17 protein-coding genes are annotated in these 15,095 nt (G+C 71.7%); 10 read left to right on the top strand and 7 right to left on the bottom strand.

The features are described from left to right. Positions 1-39 precede the first annotated feature (39 nt). From OG247_RS24565 to OG247_RS24555, 3 genes are all read left to right on the top strand, one after another. Positions 40-1,182, top strand: coding sequence for an NADH-quinone oxidoreductase subunit D (locus tag OG247_RS24565; protein WP_250754463.1), 1,143 nt, complete (start codon positions 40-42; stop codon positions 1,180-1,182). A gap of 96 nt (positions 1,183-1,278) precedes the next feature. Beyond that, entirely contained in the window at positions 1,279-2,178 is a 900-nt protein-coding gene (locus tag OG247_RS24560; RefSeq protein ID WP_327254286.1) for an arylamine N-acetyltransferase family protein, read from the top strand. A gap of 52 nt (positions 2,179-2,230) precedes the next feature. Beyond that, on the top strand, positions 2,231-2,446 hold the full coding sequence (locus OG247_RS24555; protein WP_266905946.1) for a hypothetical protein: 216 nt from the start codon (positions 2,231-2,233) through the stop codon (positions 2,444-2,446). Between the two features lie 79 nt (positions 2,447-2,525). Here the strand turns inward: OG247_RS24555 and OG247_RS24550 are convergent, their stop codons facing one another. The 4 genes from OG247_RS24550 to OG247_RS24535 form a co-directional block, all read right to left on the bottom strand. Beyond that, positions 2,526-3,671: a hypothetical protein gene (locus OG247_RS24550; RefSeq protein ID WP_327254285.1), complete on the bottom strand. Its 1,146-nt coding sequence runs from the start codon at positions 3,669-3,671 to the stop codon at positions 2,526-2,528. A gap of 97 nt (positions 3,672-3,768) precedes the next feature. After that, positions 3,769-4,761: an ABC transporter substrate-binding protein gene (locus OG247_RS24545; protein ID WP_327254284.1), complete on the bottom strand. Its 993-nt coding sequence runs from the start codon at positions 4,759-4,761 to the stop codon at positions 3,769-3,771. Between the two features lie 73 nt (positions 4,762-4,834). Further along, positions 4,835-5,500, bottom strand: a complete 666-nt coding sequence (locus tag OG247_RS24540) for an ABC transporter permease (protein ID WP_327254283.1) — start codon at positions 5,498-5,500, stop codon at positions 4,835-4,837. Beyond that, positions 5,500-6,234, bottom strand: a complete 735-nt coding sequence (locus OG247_RS24535; RefSeq protein WP_327254282.1) for an ABC transporter permease — start codon at positions 6,232-6,234, stop codon at positions 5,500-5,502. Before OG247_RS24535 ends, OG247_RS24540 begins: the two co-directional genes overlap by 1 nt. A gap of 133 nt (positions 6,235-6,367) precedes the next feature. Here OG247_RS24535 and OG247_RS24530 point away from each other — a divergent pair, with 133 nt between their 5' ends. Further along, positions 6,368-7,339, top strand: coding sequence for an ABC transporter ATP-binding protein (locus OG247_RS24530; RefSeq protein WP_327254281.1), 972 nt, complete (start codon positions 6,368-6,370; stop codon positions 7,337-7,339). A 20-nt stretch (positions 7,340-7,359) separates the two neighbouring features. Here the strand turns inward: OG247_RS24530 and OG247_RS24525 are convergent, their stop codons facing one another. Continuing rightward, complete coding sequence (locus OG247_RS24525; RefSeq protein WP_327254280.1) at positions 7,360-8,466, bottom strand: alpha/beta hydrolase; 1,107 nt, start codon at positions 8,464-8,466, stop codon at positions 7,360-7,362. A gap of 152 nt (positions 8,467-8,618) precedes the next feature. Here OG247_RS24525 and OG247_RS24520 point away from each other — a divergent pair, with 152 nt between their 5' ends. From OG247_RS24520 to OG247_RS24495, 6 genes are all read left to right on the top strand, one after another. Next, entirely contained in the window at positions 8,619-10,478 is a 1,860-nt protein-coding gene (locus OG247_RS24520; protein WP_327254279.1) for a phosphatidylglycerol lysyltransferase domain-containing protein, read from the top strand. 110 nt (positions 10,479-10,588) lie between these two features. Next, positions 10,589-11,494, top strand: coding sequence for a dihydropteroate synthase (gene folP / locus OG247_RS24515; protein WP_327254278.1), 906 nt, complete (start codon positions 10,589-10,591; stop codon positions 11,492-11,494). Then, positions 11,491-11,934: a nuclear transport factor 2 family protein gene (locus OG247_RS24510; RefSeq protein WP_327254277.1), complete on the top strand. Its 444-nt coding sequence runs from the start codon at positions 11,491-11,493 to the stop codon at positions 11,932-11,934. The genes folP and OG247_RS24510 overlap by 4 nt, the downstream gene beginning before the upstream one ends. A gap of 141 nt (positions 11,935-12,075) precedes the next feature. After that, the gene (gene folB, locus OG247_RS24505) at positions 12,076-12,435 is read left to right on the top strand and encodes a dihydroneopterin aldolase (protein WP_030010912.1); all 360 of its coding nucleotides are present in this window, start codon (positions 12,076-12,078) and stop codon (positions 12,433-12,435) included. Positions 12,436-12,443: 8 nt separating this feature from the next. Next, complete coding sequence (folK, locus tag OG247_RS24500; RefSeq protein WP_327257600.1) at positions 12,444-13,040, top strand: 2-amino-4-hydroxy-6-hydroxymethyldihydropteridine diphosphokinase; 597 nt, start codon at positions 12,444-12,446, stop codon at positions 13,038-13,040. A 94-nt stretch (positions 13,041-13,134) separates the two neighbouring features. Then, positions 13,135-13,623: a DUF3180 domain-containing protein gene (locus OG247_RS24495; RefSeq protein ID WP_327254276.1), complete on the top strand. Its 489-nt coding sequence runs from the start codon at positions 13,135-13,137 to the stop codon at positions 13,621-13,623. Here the strand turns inward: OG247_RS24495 and OG247_RS24490 are convergent. Next, positions 13,620-14,177 carry a GNAT family N-acetyltransferase gene (locus OG247_RS24490; protein ID WP_327254275.1) on the bottom strand — a complete coding sequence of 186 codons (558 nt, stop codon included), beginning with the start codon at positions 14,175-14,177 and terminating at the stop codon, positions 13,620-13,622. The genes OG247_RS24495 and OG247_RS24490 overlap by 4 nt on opposite strands. Positions 14,178-14,246: 69 nt before the next feature. Further along, positions 14,247-15,068: a hypothetical protein gene (locus tag OG247_RS24485; protein WP_327254274.1), complete on the bottom strand. Its 822-nt coding sequence runs from the start codon at positions 15,066-15,068 to the stop codon at positions 14,247-14,249. Between the last annotated feature and the right edge of the window lie 27 nt (positions 15,069-15,095).

The raw sequence follows: 15,095 nt of genomic DNA, 5'->3' as shown, positions 1-15,095 counted from the left end.
GAGCTACGGGTCACCCCCGGCGGCTGAGACAATGCCGCCATGACGGAGACCACGGTCGGCATCGGCGGCGCGGCGGAGAGCACCGACATGGTGCTCAACATCGGCCCCCAGCACCCTTCCACGCATGGCGTGCTGCGCCTGCGCCTCGTCCTGGACGGCGAGCGCATCGTGAGCGCCGAACCGGTGGTCGGCTACATGCACCGCGGCGCCGAGAAGCTCTTCGAGGCCCGCGACTACCGCCAGATCGTGATGCTCGCGAACCGCCACGACTGGCTGTCCGCGTTCTCCAACGAGCTGGGCGTGGTCATGGCCGTCGAGCGGATGCTCGGCATGGAGGTGCCCGAGCGGGCCGTGTGGATGCGGACCCTGCTCGCCGAGCTGAACCGGGTCCTGAACCACCTGATGTTCCTCGGCTCGTACCCCCTGGAGCTGGGCGGCATCACCCCGATCTTCCACGCGTTCCGCGAGCGCGAGGAGCTTCAGGCCGTCATGGAGGAGATCTCCGGCGGCCGCATGCACTACATGTTCAACCGGGTCGGCGGCCTCAAGGAGGACCTCCCGGCCGGCTGGCTGGGCCGGGCCCGCGCCGCCATCGCCGACGTCAACACGCGCATGCACGTCTACGACGACCTGGTGCGCGGCAACGAGATCTTCCGCGCCCGCACCCGCGGCGTCGGCGTCCTGTCCGCCGAGGCCGTCCACGCGTACGGGGTCTCCGGCCCGATCGCCCGCGCCTCGGGCGTCGACTTCGACCTGCGCCGCGACGAGCCGTACCTCGCCTACGGCGAGCTCCAGGACGTCCTGAAGGTCGTCACCCGCACCGAGGGCGACTGCCTGGCCCGCTTCGAGGTGCTGCTGGAGCAGACCCACAACGCACTGGACATCGCGGTCGCCTGCCTGGACCGGATGGCGGAGCTGGCGCCCGGCCCGATCAACCAACGGCTGCCGAAGGTGCTGAAGGCGCCCGAGGGCGAGACCTACGCGTGGACCGAGAACCCCCTCGGCATCAATGGCTACTACCTGGTCTCCAAGGGCGAGAAGACCCCGTACCGGCTCAAGCTGCGCTCGGCTTCGTACAACAACATCCAGGCGCTGGCGGTACTGCTGCCCGGGCAGCTCGTCGCGGACATGGTCTCGATCCTCGGCTCGCTGTTCTTCGTCGTCGGCGACATCGACAAGTAGCCGGGCCCACCGCCACCGTGCAGCCCGCGGCCGCCGTCCAGCCCGCGGCCGCCGTCCAGCCCGCGGCCCGGGCTGCCCGCGGCCTAGGCTGCCCGCATGACCTCCGGCACCAAGACACACCCGCACCCCGGCATATACGCCGCCTACCTGCGGCGGCTCGGCATCGAGGAGCCCGGCGCGCCGTCCGTGGAGGGGCTGTTCGCCCTCCAGCGGGCGCACCTGGAGCGCGTCCCGTACGAGAACGTCGACATCCAGCTCGGCCGCGCCCCCGGCATCGACCCCGAGCTGACGGCACGCCGCTTCGCGGCCGGTCGCGGCGGCTACTGCTTCCACCTCAACGGCGCCTTCGCGGCGCTCCTGGACCACCTCGGCTACGAGGTCACCCGCCATGTCGGCGGCGTCTACATGGAATCGCAGGCCGAAGACGCCGTCCGGGGCGTGAGCGGCGACCACCTGGCGCTCACCGTCCGCGTGCCGGGGGCGGCAGCCGACGGGACCCGCGTCTACTACGTGGACGCCGGGCTTGGCGACGGCCCGTACGAGCCGCTGCCGCTGCGCGAAGGCTCCCACCGCCAGGGGGCCTTCGCCTACTCCCTGGAACGGCTGCCCGGAACGGGCTGGCTCTACCGCAACCCGGGCAGCTCCGCCCCGCTCGCGAACTTCCGCGCGGAGCCCGCCGGACCGGCCGCGGCGGCCGCCTTCGAGGCGGAACACGTCCGGCTGTCGACCTCCGAGGACTCCGGTTTCGTACGGACCTTCGCGGCCCTGCGGCGCGACGCGGACGGCATCGACACCCTGCGGGGACGGGTGCTGAGCCGGATCGACCCGGTGCACGGGAACACGGAGCGCGTGCTGGACGGCCCGGAGGAGTTCTACACCGTGCTGGAAGGCGTCTTCGGCCGCGCACTCGACGACCTGACCCCGACCGACCGCGCGGCCCTGTGGACCCGGGTGGCCCGGGCCCACGACAGCTGGGCGGCCGCCCGGGGGCGCTGACCCGGGAGCGGTCGGGCGGGCCGATGTCCGCGGGGCAGGGCAGACTTGGGGGATGTCCCTTTCACCCCGCCGGGCCTGCCCCTCCTGCGGCCGCGACTGCGCCGTCACCGCCGGTCGGATCGCCCGCCACGACCCGCCCGCGGGCCGGGGCCGCGGGGACCTCGTCTCCTGCCCCGGCTCCCGCGCCCGCGTGACCCTCGGCGCCGCCGCCCCGACGCTGGACGGCTTCACCCTGTCCCCGCTGCCGGGCCAACTGCCGCTGTTCTAGCGCCCCTCGACCACTGCCTCCGTGGACATGCTCGAGGCCGCCCGGACCGCGGCGCCGTCCGCTGGTTCGACGCGCCGCGCTAGGAGATGGCGGTGCGGAGCTGGACCACGTCGATCGGCTCCGTCTCGTCGTGGGCGGTGAGGTCGATGACCTGGCCCACGGCACGGTGCTCGTCGGTGGCCGCCTTGAACTCCGGCTCCGCCCCGCTCCGGGCGGACTCCGCCTTGTGGACGGCGAGGGCCTCCGCGCCGACGACATCGGCGAGGTCCTCGTTCTGGACGGACTCGATGACCGCGCGCACCTGCGCGGCCGTCTTCGTACCGAAGAAGTCGAAGCCGCCCTCGACGCGCGAGGTCGGGCGGCGCTGCGCCGCGTACGGGGCCACCGCGGCCGCGAGCCGGCGTGCGGGGACGGCCGCCGCCGGGCCCGCGGGCACCGGGCCGGTCAGCGCGGGGCGGGCGTGCGACTCCGGCTCGGCGGGCTTCGCGGGGGCGGCGGGCACGGGGGCGGCCTGCACGGGGGCGGCAGGGCCGGCGGGGGCGGCCGGAGCCGCCGGGAGGGCACGGGCGGCCGGGGCGGCGGGGAGAGCCGCCGGCCCGCGCGGGGGCTCCGGGGCGGACGCGGCGGCCCGGGCCGCCTTGTCGGCCAGCGCCGTGAGCGCGGCGTGCGCGCGGGCGAAGCCCACCGAGGTGGCGGCGCCGGCGCTGGTGCGCTCCTCTGAGACGGCGGGAAGTTCCTTGGGACCCGGGGCGGCGGGAGCGGCCGGGGCCGCGGCCTCGATGGCCAGCAGCCGGCGGCCCTCCAGGGCGCTCGCCCGCTCGGTCTCCGCGGTGGCGTACCGGCGCAGCAGCGCCGCGTGCTCCCCGCGCAGGCCCGCGAGTTCGACCCGCTTGGCGCGCAGTTTGGCGTCGAGCTTGCCGCGCAGCACCCGGGCCTCTTCGAGGTCGGATTCGAGCTCGGCTATCCGCTCGTCCGTGCGCCACTCGTCCTTGACCCGCTCGCGCCCGAGCTCGCTGACCCGGCGGCCGGCCGACAGGTCCCACGCGCGCATGACGACGGCGCCGGCCAGGCCGGCGGCCGCGGTGAGGGCCACGAGCAGGCGCAGCGCCATCGGTTCCGCGAGCAGCCAGGCGGCGCCGGCGCCGGCTATGGACACACCGGCGACGGCCGTCGGCGTGAGCAGCCGGTGAAGGGGTTCGGGATTGCGGTGGCGTCCACGGGGCATGGCCTGAAATTTACAGGGCGTGGACAGGGTGTGGGGTAGCCGCCCGGGAATCTGTTTCCGAGCAGTTACCGCACGTCCCGTACGAAAGGCGCAACTCCTACTTCTTCAGAAGGCCCTTGGACTCCAGATAGGCCTTCGCGACATCGGCCGGCTTGGCGCGCTCGGCGTCGATCTTGCGGTTCAACTCGACCAGGTCGGCCGTGGTGAGCGCCTTGGTGATCTTGTCGAGGGCGGCCGCGATCTCGGGGGCGCCGGCGTCCTTGGCGTTGACCACCGGGAGCACGTTGTCGGCGTTCTGGAGCTTCTTGTCGTCCTCCAGGAGGACCAGGCCGAAGCTGTCGAGGGTGGCGTCCGTGGTGGTGGTGAGGACGAGCTGGTCGGCGCCGTCCTTCACCGCCTGCTTGGCCTGCGGGGTTCCGACGCCCTTGGGGTCGATACCGGAAACATCGATTCCGTATGTGGTCTTCAATCCGGGTGCGCAGAAGGGCCGCACCGCGCATTCGTCACCGGCCGCGATCTTCACCTTCAGACCGGACTTGCCCAGATCGGAAAGGGTCTTGAGATTGTTCTTCGTGGCGAATTCCTTGCTCACCGCGAAGGCGTTCTGGTCGACCGCCGAGCCCGCGGGCAGCGCCTTCAGCCCCAGCGGACCCGCCAGCTTCTCCAGGGCCACCACCGTCGCCGCCACGTCGCTCGACGCGACCGGCTTGTCCGTCGGCGCCTTGGAGCCGTTCACCTTGGCGTTGAGGAACTCCGCGAGGGTCGCCGCGTACTCCGGGACGACGTCGATCTCGCCCTTCTCCAGCGAGGGTTCGTACAGCTCACGGTTGTTGACCGTGGTGATCGAGGTGCTGTAACCGGCGTCCTTCAGGATCTGCGCGTACAGCTCGGCCAGCACGTTGGACTCGGTGAACCCGGCCGCACCGATCACCAGCTTGCCGCCCTTGCCACCCTCGGACGACCCGGAGGCGGCGGCGGAGGAGCCCCCGTCCTTGGTCTTCTCCAGGCTGTCGCCGCCGCACGCGGCGAGCGATGCGGTCAGGGCGACCGCGCCCAGGGCCGCGCCGAGGGCGCGCGTGGACTTGCTCATCTCAATCTCCTTCAAGGGGTGGGCCGACAAGGGGTGGGCCGACAAGGGGTGGGCCGACGTCTCGGGGCACCGCTCAGCGGGTGGCCGCGCCCGGCAGCAGCCGGTCGGCCGCCACCAGCGCGCCCTCCACGAGCAGGGCCAGCGCCGCGACCAGCAGGGCGCCCGCGACGACCTGCGGGGTGTTGTACGTGTTGAAGCCGGCGGTGATGATCCGGCCGAGGCCGCCCTGGCCGACCATGGCGGCGATGGTGGCCGTGGCGATGACCTGGACGGCCCCCGAGCGCAGCCCCGTCATCACCAGTCCGCGCGCGAGCGGCAGTTCCACCCGCCAGAAGAGCTGGCGGCCGGACATGCCCATGCCGCGCGCGGCCTCCACCACCGAGCGGTCGACCTCGCGCATGCCGACGTAGGCGTTGGTCAGCAGCGGCGGGATCGCGAAGAGCACCAGCGCGGCGATGGTGGGCAGGTACCCGGCGCCCCGCAGCGGGGAGACCATGAACAGCGCCAGCACCGCGAAGACCGGGACGGCCCGCCCGATGTTGGAGACGTTGACGGCGAGGCCGCCGCCCTTGCCGAGGTGGCCCAGCAGCAGTCCGACCGGCAGGGCGACCGCGCAGGCCAGCGCCAGGGCGATCCCGCTGACGTACACGTGCTCGCCGAGCCGGTTCCAGACCCCGCTCTCCCCGGACCAGTTGGCCCCGTCGGCCAGCCAGTCCCAGGCCTGTCCCAGCACTCCCATCAGACGACTCCCGCGCTGACGTCGGCTCCACGGGCGGCGCGAGCGGCACGGGTCGCGCGCGTCGCCCGGGTCGCACGGGTCCAGGGGGTCAGCAGCCGCTGGAGGCCGAGCAGAGCCAGGTCCGCGACGAGCGCGAGGAGTACGCACAGCACCGAGGCGGTGAGCACCTGTGCCTTGAAGGAACTGTTCACGGCGGGTGCGATGAGATTGCCGAGGCCGCCCTTGCCCACGATGGAGCCCACGGTCGTCAGCGCCACGGTGGAGACGGTCGCGATCCGTACGCCGGCCAGCAGGGCGGGCAGCGCCAGCGGCAGCTCGACCTGCCACAGCAGCCGGCCCGGGCCGTACCCCATCCCGCGCGCGGCTTCCCGTACGTCCGCGGGCACGGCTTCGAGACCGGCCAGCACGTTGCGCACGAGGATGGTCAGCGAATACAGCACCAGGCCGGTCACCACCAGCGCCGCCGAGAGCCCGAAGACCGGCAGCAGCAGCGAGAACATGGCGAGCGAGGGGACCGTGTAGAGCAGGGTGGTGATGCCGAGGACGGGGGCCGCCCAGCGGCGGCCGCGACGGGCCAGCAGCGCGAGCGGGACGGACACGGCGATGCCGATCAGCACCGACACGCCCGTGATCCACACGTGTTCGAGGGTGGCGTCGGTGAGCTCCTGGGAGCGGGACGTGACGTAGTCCCAGCAGATCCAGTCGTTCGCCACCAGGCAGCTCTGCCCGGCCATCGCCCCTCACCCCCCGTCACCGACCGTACGTAGGAGCGACCATAACCCCCGGCACCCACAATGGCCGGAATCCTTCGCACACGGGCAACACGCCCTTCACAAACGGACCCCGCGGGTAGGGAAAGATGGCCGGGTGATCCGATTCGAGCAAGTGACCAAGCGCTACCCCGACGGGACCACGGCCGTCGCCGACCTGTCCTTCGAGGTCGCCGAGGGAGAACTGGTCACCCTGGTGGGCCCGTCCGGCTGCGGCAAGACGACCACCATGAAGATGGTCAACCGGCTCATCGAGCCGACCTCCGGCCGGATCCTCCTGAACGGCGAGGACATCGCCGCCGCCGACCCCGTCGAACTGCGCCGCCGCATCGGCTACGTCATCCAGCAGGTCGGGCTGTTCCCGCACAAGACGGTGCTGGAGAACACGGCCACCGTGCCGCAGCTCATCGGCACCCCGAAGGCCAAGGCCCGCGCGCGGGCCGCGGAACTCCTCGAACTGGTCGGGCTGGACCCGGCCGTCTACGGCGGCCGCTATCCGGAGCAGCTCTCCGGCGGGCAGCGCCAGCGCGTCGGCGTGGCCCGGGCGCTCGCCGCGGACCCGCCGGTGCTGCTGATGGACGAGCCGTTCGGCGCGGTGGACCCGGTGGTGCGCGAGCGGTTGCAGAACGAGTTCCTGACGCTCCAGAAGACCGTGCGCAAGACGATCCTGCTGGTCACGCACGACCTGGAGGAGGCGGTCCGGCTCGGGGACCGCATCGCGGTCTACGGAGCGGGCACCATCGAGCAGTTCGCCCGCCCGGCGCAGGTGCTGGGCGCCCCGGCGACCGACTACGTGGCCGGCTTCGTCGGCTCCGACCGCGGGCTCAAGCGCCTCGCCGTCACCGCCGTGGCACAGGCCGACCTGTCCGACCCGGCCTCCGACGGCGGAAAGGCCCCCACCGCCGAAGTGGCGCTGGGGGCCAGTCTGCGCGAGGCGCTCGCGCTGCTGCTCCAGGAGGACTCGGGGCGGATCGGGGTCACGGATCCCGACTCCGGCGAGCTGATCGGCGTACTCACCCCGGAGGGGGTGCACCGGGCCCTGCGCCGGGCCCGGCTGCAGGAGGCCTGAGCCGGGAAGCCCGAGCCCTCCTACGCCTGGATCCTGCCGCTCATCCACACCAGCATCGGCGGGATCTCGCGGCGCCAGGTGTTGAAGTTGTGGCCGCCGCTGTCGAGGATGATGGAGGAGACCCGGTCCGGTCCCTTGACCAGCGTGATGAACTTCTTCGTGCCGGCGAGGTTCGGCTCGCCCTTCTCGCTGCTGGTGACCAGGAACGACGTACCGGACGGCTGCTTCGCCTTCACCGACTCCAACACGTTCGCGCGCGCCTTCAGCTTCGCGTCCCCGTGGAAGAGGTCACCGGTCGTCGGGTCGTCCGCGGCCTCGTAGTACGCGGACAGGCCCGCGGCGGCACCGAAGGTCTTCGGGTAGTGCGCGGCGATCTTCAGCGCGCAGTAACCGCCCGTGGAGTTGCCGATGAAACCCATGTTCTCGGGCTTCTTGCCGACCCGGAAGGTGTTCTGGACGGCCTGCGGAAGGTCCTGGCCGTAGAAGGTCTCGGTCTGCGGGCCACCGGGTATGTCCACGCACTCGGTGTCGCGCGAACCCGGGGTCGGACGGAGCATGACCAGGATCATCGGCTTCATCTTGCCCGTCTTGGCCTGCCTGAAGGCCGTCATCGGGTAGTCGAGCCCTTTGATCAGGTTCTCCGCCATGCCCGGGTAGCCCGTGAGGACGATGGAGGCCGGGAAGTTCTGGTCCTTGTGCTGCGGCTGGAAGTACTCCGGCGGCAGCCACACGAAGCCGGTCGTCGTTATCTTCGACTTCTGGCCGGTTATCGCCACTTTCAGGATCTGCCCGCCGACCGGCGGCTTGGCGCCGCCGGGCACGTCCAGCTGCTGTTTGTCGACGACCTTGATGTCGGCACTGCTCATCGAATGGTCGACGACCTTGCCGATCGAGGTCTCCTGGCCGAAGAGGTCGGCCCAGGACCCGTAGAACAGGAAGGACTTGTTCGCGCCGAGGCCGATCGCCGCGAACAGCGCCAGCTGCGTCGCCAGCAGGAGGGCGATCCGGCCGAGGACCGCGCGCCAGGAGCGGCCCGAGAGCTTCGGCCAGAACCACACCGTGGCCGCGAACAGCAGCACACCGGCAAGGATGGCCAGCGCCAGAACCGTATTACTGGTGAGACCCATGAGCAGTCAGTCGACTTTCTATGGCAGGACTAGTTTTTTTCTCGAGGAAGAGTGAACCCGCTCCCCTCCGATGTCGTCCTAGTGGACGCACCACCCAGCGGAGGCTCCAGCGGCCTTCGGCCACATGATCTCTCGCGGAGCAACGGGAAGCGATGTCTAGCAGGATAGATGGCGATAAGTCGGGACAGGTTCCGAAGCCTGTCAGCCGAATCCTCCGAGGCCCACGACCGGAGACCGTCCCCGGGATCGTCGGCACAGCCGTCACGGTCGTCGGCTTGCTGGACATCGCGGCGGGAGTCTTCCCGCGCTTCCGGCACAGCCGCATCCACGCGGTCACCGAAGTGCTGCCCGGCTCCTTCGGCCCCTTCGCGGCCGCCCTGGCCCTCAGCGCCGGCGTGCTGCTCCTGCTGCTCGCCCACGGGCTCAAGCGCCGCAAGCGCCGTGCCTGGCGGGCCGCGGTGGTGCTGCTGCCGGCGGGCGCCGTCGCGCAGTTCACGTACCGCCACTCGATCATCGGCCTGATCATCTCGGCGGTGCTCCTGGCACTCCTGCTGCGCCACCAGAGTGAATTCAAGGCACTGCCCGACCCGCGCAGCCGGTGGAAGGCGCTCGCCAACTTCGTGCTGATGAGCGCGGGCTCCATCGGCCTCGGTCTGGTCATCGTCAACTCGCACCCCGGCCGCGTTGTAGGCAATCCGGGTGTTTACGAACAGATCAGCCACGTCGTCTACGGGCTCTTCGGCTTCGAGGGCCCCGTCGACTACGCCGGCCGGGTGTCCTGGACCGTCGGCTACTCCCTGGGCGCCCTCGGCATGCTGACCGCCGTCACCACCATCTACCTGGCCTTCCGCCCCGAGCACCCGGCCGCCCGGCTCACCGCCGACGACGAGGTCAAGCTCCGCGAGCTGCTCGCCCGGCACGGCGGCCGCGACTCGCTGGGCCACTTCGCGCTCCGCCGCGACAAGGCCGTCGTCTTCTCCCCCAGCGGCAAGGCCGCCGTCACCTACCGCGTCGTCTCCGGCGTGATGCTCGCCTCCGGCGACCCCGTCGGCGACGTCGAGGCCTGGCCCGGCGCCATCGAACGGTTCATGGAGGAAGCCAAGACCCACTCCTGGACCCCCGCCGTCATGGGCTGCAGCGAGACCGGCGGCGAAGTCTGGACCCGCGAGACCGGTCTCGACGCCCTGGAGCTCGGGGACGAGGCGATCGTCGACGTCAAAGACTTCTCCCTCTCGGGCCGGGCGATGCGCAACGTCCGGCAGATGGTGAAGCGCATCGAGCGCAACGGCTACACCACCAAGGTCCGCCGCGTCAGCGAGCTGACCGAGACCGAGCTGGAGCAGGTCCGCGGCGCCGCCGACGCCTGGCGCGGCACCGACACCGAACGCGGCTTCTCCATGGCGCTCGGCCGCGTCGGCGACCCCGGCGACGGCGACTGCTACATCGCCACCGCGCACCGCGTCGAGGAGGGCGACACCTCCCCCTTCGGCGACCTCAAAGCCGTCCTGCACTTCGTGCCGTGGGGCAAGGACGGCATGTCGCTGGAGCTGATGCGCCGCGACCGCGCCGCCGACCCCGGCATGAACGAACTGCTCATCGTCGCCTCCCTGGAGGCCTCCCCGGCACTCGGCATCGAGAAGGTCTCCCTGAACTTCGCGATGTTCCGCTCGGCCCTGGCCCGCGGCGAGAAGATCGGCGCCGGCCCGGTCCTGCGGATGTGGCGCAGCCTGCTGGTGTTCCTCTCGCGCTGGTTCCAGATCGAGTCGCTGTACAAGTTCAACGCGAAGTTCCGCCCCCGCTGGGAGCCCCGCTTCGTGGTCTTCCGCACCACCCGGGACCTGCCCCGCATCGGCTTCGCCGCGATGCAGGCCGAGGGCTTCGTCACGCTGGCCCTGCCCCGCCTGTTCGCCGGCCGCAGGCGCCCCAAGCCGGTCCGCACCTGCGCCCACCACCGCGTACAGGCCCCGACCGTCGTCGCCGTCCCGGCGGAACGCGAGATCCAGGCCGCCTGACGCCACATCCCGCCGGGGGGCGATCCAGCCCCGCCGGCGTTCGAGGCGCGGGGTCCGGGCGCCCGCCCGGCCAGGGCAGGGGCCAGGACACGGGCCCTACCCTGGGAACCATGAACACGAACCGCGGCCCCGCCCCCAGGGGCCTGGTGACAGGCCTCCCCGACTGGGACCGCTGCGCGGTCATGGGCGTCGTCAACGTCACCCCCGACTCCTTCTCCGACGGCGGCCGCTGGTTCGACACCACCGCGGCCGTCAAGCGCGGCCTCGACCTCGTCGCCCAGGGCGCCGACCTCGTGGACGTGGGCGGCGAGTCCACCCGCCCCGGCGCCTCCCGCGTCGACGAGGAGGAGGAGCTGCGCCGGGTCGTCCCCGTCGTCCGCGGCCTCGCCTCCGAAGGGGTCGTCGTCTCCGTCGACACCATGCGCGCCTCCGTCGCCGCCCGGGCCGTGGCCGCCGGCGCCACCCTGGTCAACGACGTCAGCGGCGGCCTCGCCGACCCCGGCATGATCCCGGCCGTCGCCGCCGCCGAAGTGCCCTTCGTCGTCATGCACTGGCGCGGTTTCAGCGACGGCATGAACAGCCTCGCCGTCTACGACGACGTCCTCGCCGAGGTCACCGCCGAACTCCACACCCGCATCGACGCCGTCGTCACCGGCGGCATCGCCCCCGAACGGCTCCTGGTCGACCCCGGTCTGGGCTTCGCCAAGAACGCCGAACACGACCTGGCCCTGGTCGCCCACCTCGCCGAGCTGCGCGCCCTCGGTTTCCCGCTGCTGGTGGCCGCCTCGCGGAAGCGTTTCCTCGGCCGGGTGCTGGCCGGCGCCGACGACGCCTCCCCGCCGCCCGCCCGCGAACGCGACGCCGCGACCGCCGCCGTCACCGCCATCGCCGCCGCCGGGGGCGCCTGGGCCGTACGGGTCCACGAGGTACGGGCGAGCGCCGACGCGGTTCGGGTGGCCCGCGCCGTGGAAGGGGCACTGCGTACGACCCGTAGCGACGAGGAAGGGGCACGGTGAGCCGTACCGACATCGAATCCGTCGAAGAGGTCAACACGGCCTTCTACGAGGCCATGGAGCGGGGGGACTTCGACACGCTGTCGGCGCTCTGGCTCGAAGACGAGATCTCCTGCGTGCACCCGGGCTGGCCGGTGCTGTCGGGACGCGGCGAAGTGCTGCGCTCCTACGCGCTGATCATGTCGCACACCGAGTACATCCAGTTCTTCCTCACCGACACCAAGGTCACCGTCATAGGCGACACCGCCCTGGTGACCTGCACCGAGAACATCCTCAGCGGCGGACCCGCCGAGGACGGCGGGGAACTGGGCCCGCTCGTCGGCCAGCTCGTCGTGGCCACGAATGTGTTCCGACGCACACCGGAGGGCTGGCGGCTCTGGTCGCACCACGGTTCTCCCGTCCTCACGGACTCCGACGAGGACGACGAGGAGGAGCCCTCCTAGCCCCTCAGTCGGGATGCTGTCGGGCTCCGAGGTATTTCGCAGGTAAATTCGAAGATGGACGACGCCGACCGCACTCGGCTCCGGCCATGGATCCGGGGAGTCCCGGACCGGAAGCACCTACGAAAAGCAGGAGTGATTCGCGTGGATCGTGTCGCGCTGCGCGGCCTCAAGGCTCGCGGGCACCATGGCGTCTTCCCCCGGGAACGCGAGGAAGGCCAGACCTTCATCGTCGACCTGGTGCTCCACCTCGACACCCGTCCCGCGGCGGCGGGAGACGACCTGGCTAAGACCGTGCACTACGGGGTAGTCGCGGAGGAAGTCGTCGACGTGGTCCAAGGCGAGCCCGTGGACCTGATCGAGACCCTCGCCGAGCGGATCGCCCAGCAGTGCCTCAAGCACGAGGCGGTCGCCCAGGTGGAGGTCGTCGTCCACAAACCGGACGCGCCGATCACCGTCCCCTTCGACGACGTGACCATCACGATCACCCGGAGCCGCGCGTGAACAACGGAATGAACGCCCAGAGCGACCCCACGGTCCAGCCCGTACCCGCCTCCGTGGTCGAAGCCGTCGACGCGGCGGACGTCACCCTGTCGAATCCCAAGTGGGCCGTCGTCGCGCTCGGCGCGAACCTGGGCAACCGCCTGGAGACCCTCCAGGGCGCCATCGACGCCCTCGGCGACACCCCGGGCCTGCGGGTCAAGGCCGTCTCCCCCGTCTACGAGACGGAGCCGTGGGGCGTGGATCCGGGCTCGCAGCCCTCGTACCTCAACGCCGTCATCTCGGTGAAGACCACCCTGCCCCCCAGCTCGCTGCTGGAACGCGGCCACGCCATCGAAGAGGCCTTCGACCGCGTCCGCGAGGAGCGCTGGGGCCCCCGCACGATCGACGTCGACATCATCGCCTACGCCGACGTGGTCTCCGCCGACCCCGACCTCACCCTCCCGCACCCGCGCGCCCACCAGCGCGCCTTCGTGCTGGCCCCCTGGCACGACATCGACCCCGAAGCGCAGATCCCGGGCCACGGTCCCGTCGCCGCGCTCTTGGCGGCGGTCGGCCTCTCCGGTCTCACCCAGCGCACGGACCTGGAACTGCGCCTCCCCGAATGAGCCGCGCCCGCGGGGCGGGGCCGTCGACCACTTAGGATCACCGGATATGCACGCACGGAGAGCGGGCGCTGCGGGAATGGCGGGAGAGGCGTACGTGAAGCAACTGAGGCCGGCGGTCCTGGCGGGCATTTTCGCGATCGCCGCGGTGCTGTCCTGGGCCGGAGCCCGGCTGTGGAACGCGTACGGCACGCTCCCAGGCGTCCCGGTGGCCGCGCCCATCGTGCTCGGCGCCATCGCGGTGGTCCTGCTGGCGACGGCCCTGTCACTGCGCTCCCGCCTGAAGGCCCAGCGCGACCGGGTGCCCGGCGCCAAGGGCGTGGAGCCGCTGATGGCGGCCCGCGCGGTGGTCTTCGGCCAGGCCAGCGCCCTGGTGGCGGCCCTGGTCGCGGGCGCCTACGGCGGCGTGGGCGTCTTCCTCCTGACCAACGCCATGGACGTCCCCGCCCGCCGCGACCAGACCTGGTACGCCGGCTTCTCGGTCCTGGCGGGCGCGGCGGTCGTGGCGGCGGCCCTCTTCCTGGAACACGTCCTGAAGCTCCCGGACGACGAGGACCCCACCCCTGAGGCCCCGGCGCGCGCCTAAGCCGCCGGACAGGCCGCGCCCACCACTCCATAGGCGCGGCCGTCGAGGTCGAACTCCCCGAGCGGGGTCATGCCCAGCCCGTCGACGTGCACCGTCCACGAGGCCCGGTTCGTCAGCTCGATGAAGGCCACCATCACCTCGGCCCGCCCCGTGGCGGCCTTCAGCGCGGTGGTGAACAGCCCCCGGGCGATCCCCCGGCCCCGGTACGCGGCCGCGACCACGACGGGCCCGTAGAGCAGCCACCGCACGGCCCCGAGCGGCCGCCCGTGCCACAGCAGCGAATCCTGGGCCCTCAGCAGCGCCAGCACGGGCGGCGGCGGCCCCGGCACGCTCTCGGCCCGCACGAGCCCGAGCATCCCGGCGATCTCCCCGCCGTCGTCCGCGACGAGCAGCCCCCCGGCCTCGGCCATCGCCCGCAGCGCGTCCTCGTCGAGGGCCCCCTGCACGAACCCCTGCCGGGACCGCTCCTCCTCGCTCAGCGCATCGTGGTGATTGGCGGCGAAGAGCCCCGCCACGGCAGGTGCGTCCGCCGCCAAAGCGGCCCTGTACTCCATGGCCCCGATGCTTCCATCCGGCCCCGACGACCGCATCCGCTCAGCCCCGGGCCCGGACCAGATGCCCGCTCACCAGGAAGCCCGGGTGAGGATCGAGCCGGCAGGTGACGCCCGCCCGGGGACACCACTCGGTGTGAACCTCGCGCCGATGATCTCCGCCATCTCACGGAGGAAGGGAACGTTGGCGCTGACCACGATGCGGCACCCCCAGTCGCCGCTGCTCCGGTACCCGTCGCCGTCGACGTAGCCGTCCAGGAAGCCGTTGAAGGTCACCTCGTCCCGCAGCACTACGCGGGGGAAGTGCTGTCGCATGTGGTGAGCGTCCCCGCCCACGTACTGCCTCAGCAGGTCGGCGAGGTACGAAGAGACGACGCGCACCCTGAAGCCTGGAAGGTCCCGCTGAAGGTAGCCGGAGGGCCTGGTGACCGGCTCCAGACGGGCCGTGAGGCCGGTGGCCGCCGTCAGGCATGCTGCGTACCGGCTGGCAAACCCCTCGTCGTTGACGATGAGGGACACATAGTTCGTGCCGACCGTCCCATCGGAACAGGTCGCACCAACCAAGTAGCCGAACTCATAACCGGACCGGATCTCGAGACGCCGACGACAGAGCTTGCGCGCCGGGCTCCAGAGAACGGCGCTGCCTGCGGCCTCAGCCGCAGGCACCCACCCGGCAGGAGTGGCCACGAGCTGATCCGGAGCCACGCAGAACGTCTGTTGGTCCGTGACCACGTCCACGACTGCGCGGGCCTTTACGGCCTCCACCGACGTGACGACCGTCTGTACTGTCCGCGACCCGGCCAAGGTCCAGAGCCGGTCGCCCACACGGACGGTTCGTGCCTGAGCCTGCCCGTCCACCCCGTTCACCAACTGCTTGCTCGGCAGCCCGCCCATCCCGCCCCCTGATCAGTGCGTGAATCA

Source organism: Streptomyces sp. NBC_01244 (assembly GCF_035987325.1).
Lineage (GTDB): Bacteria > Actinomycetota > Actinomycetes > Streptomycetales > Streptomycetaceae > Streptomyces.
This window is presented reverse-complemented; position numbering and strand designations above follow the sequence as displayed.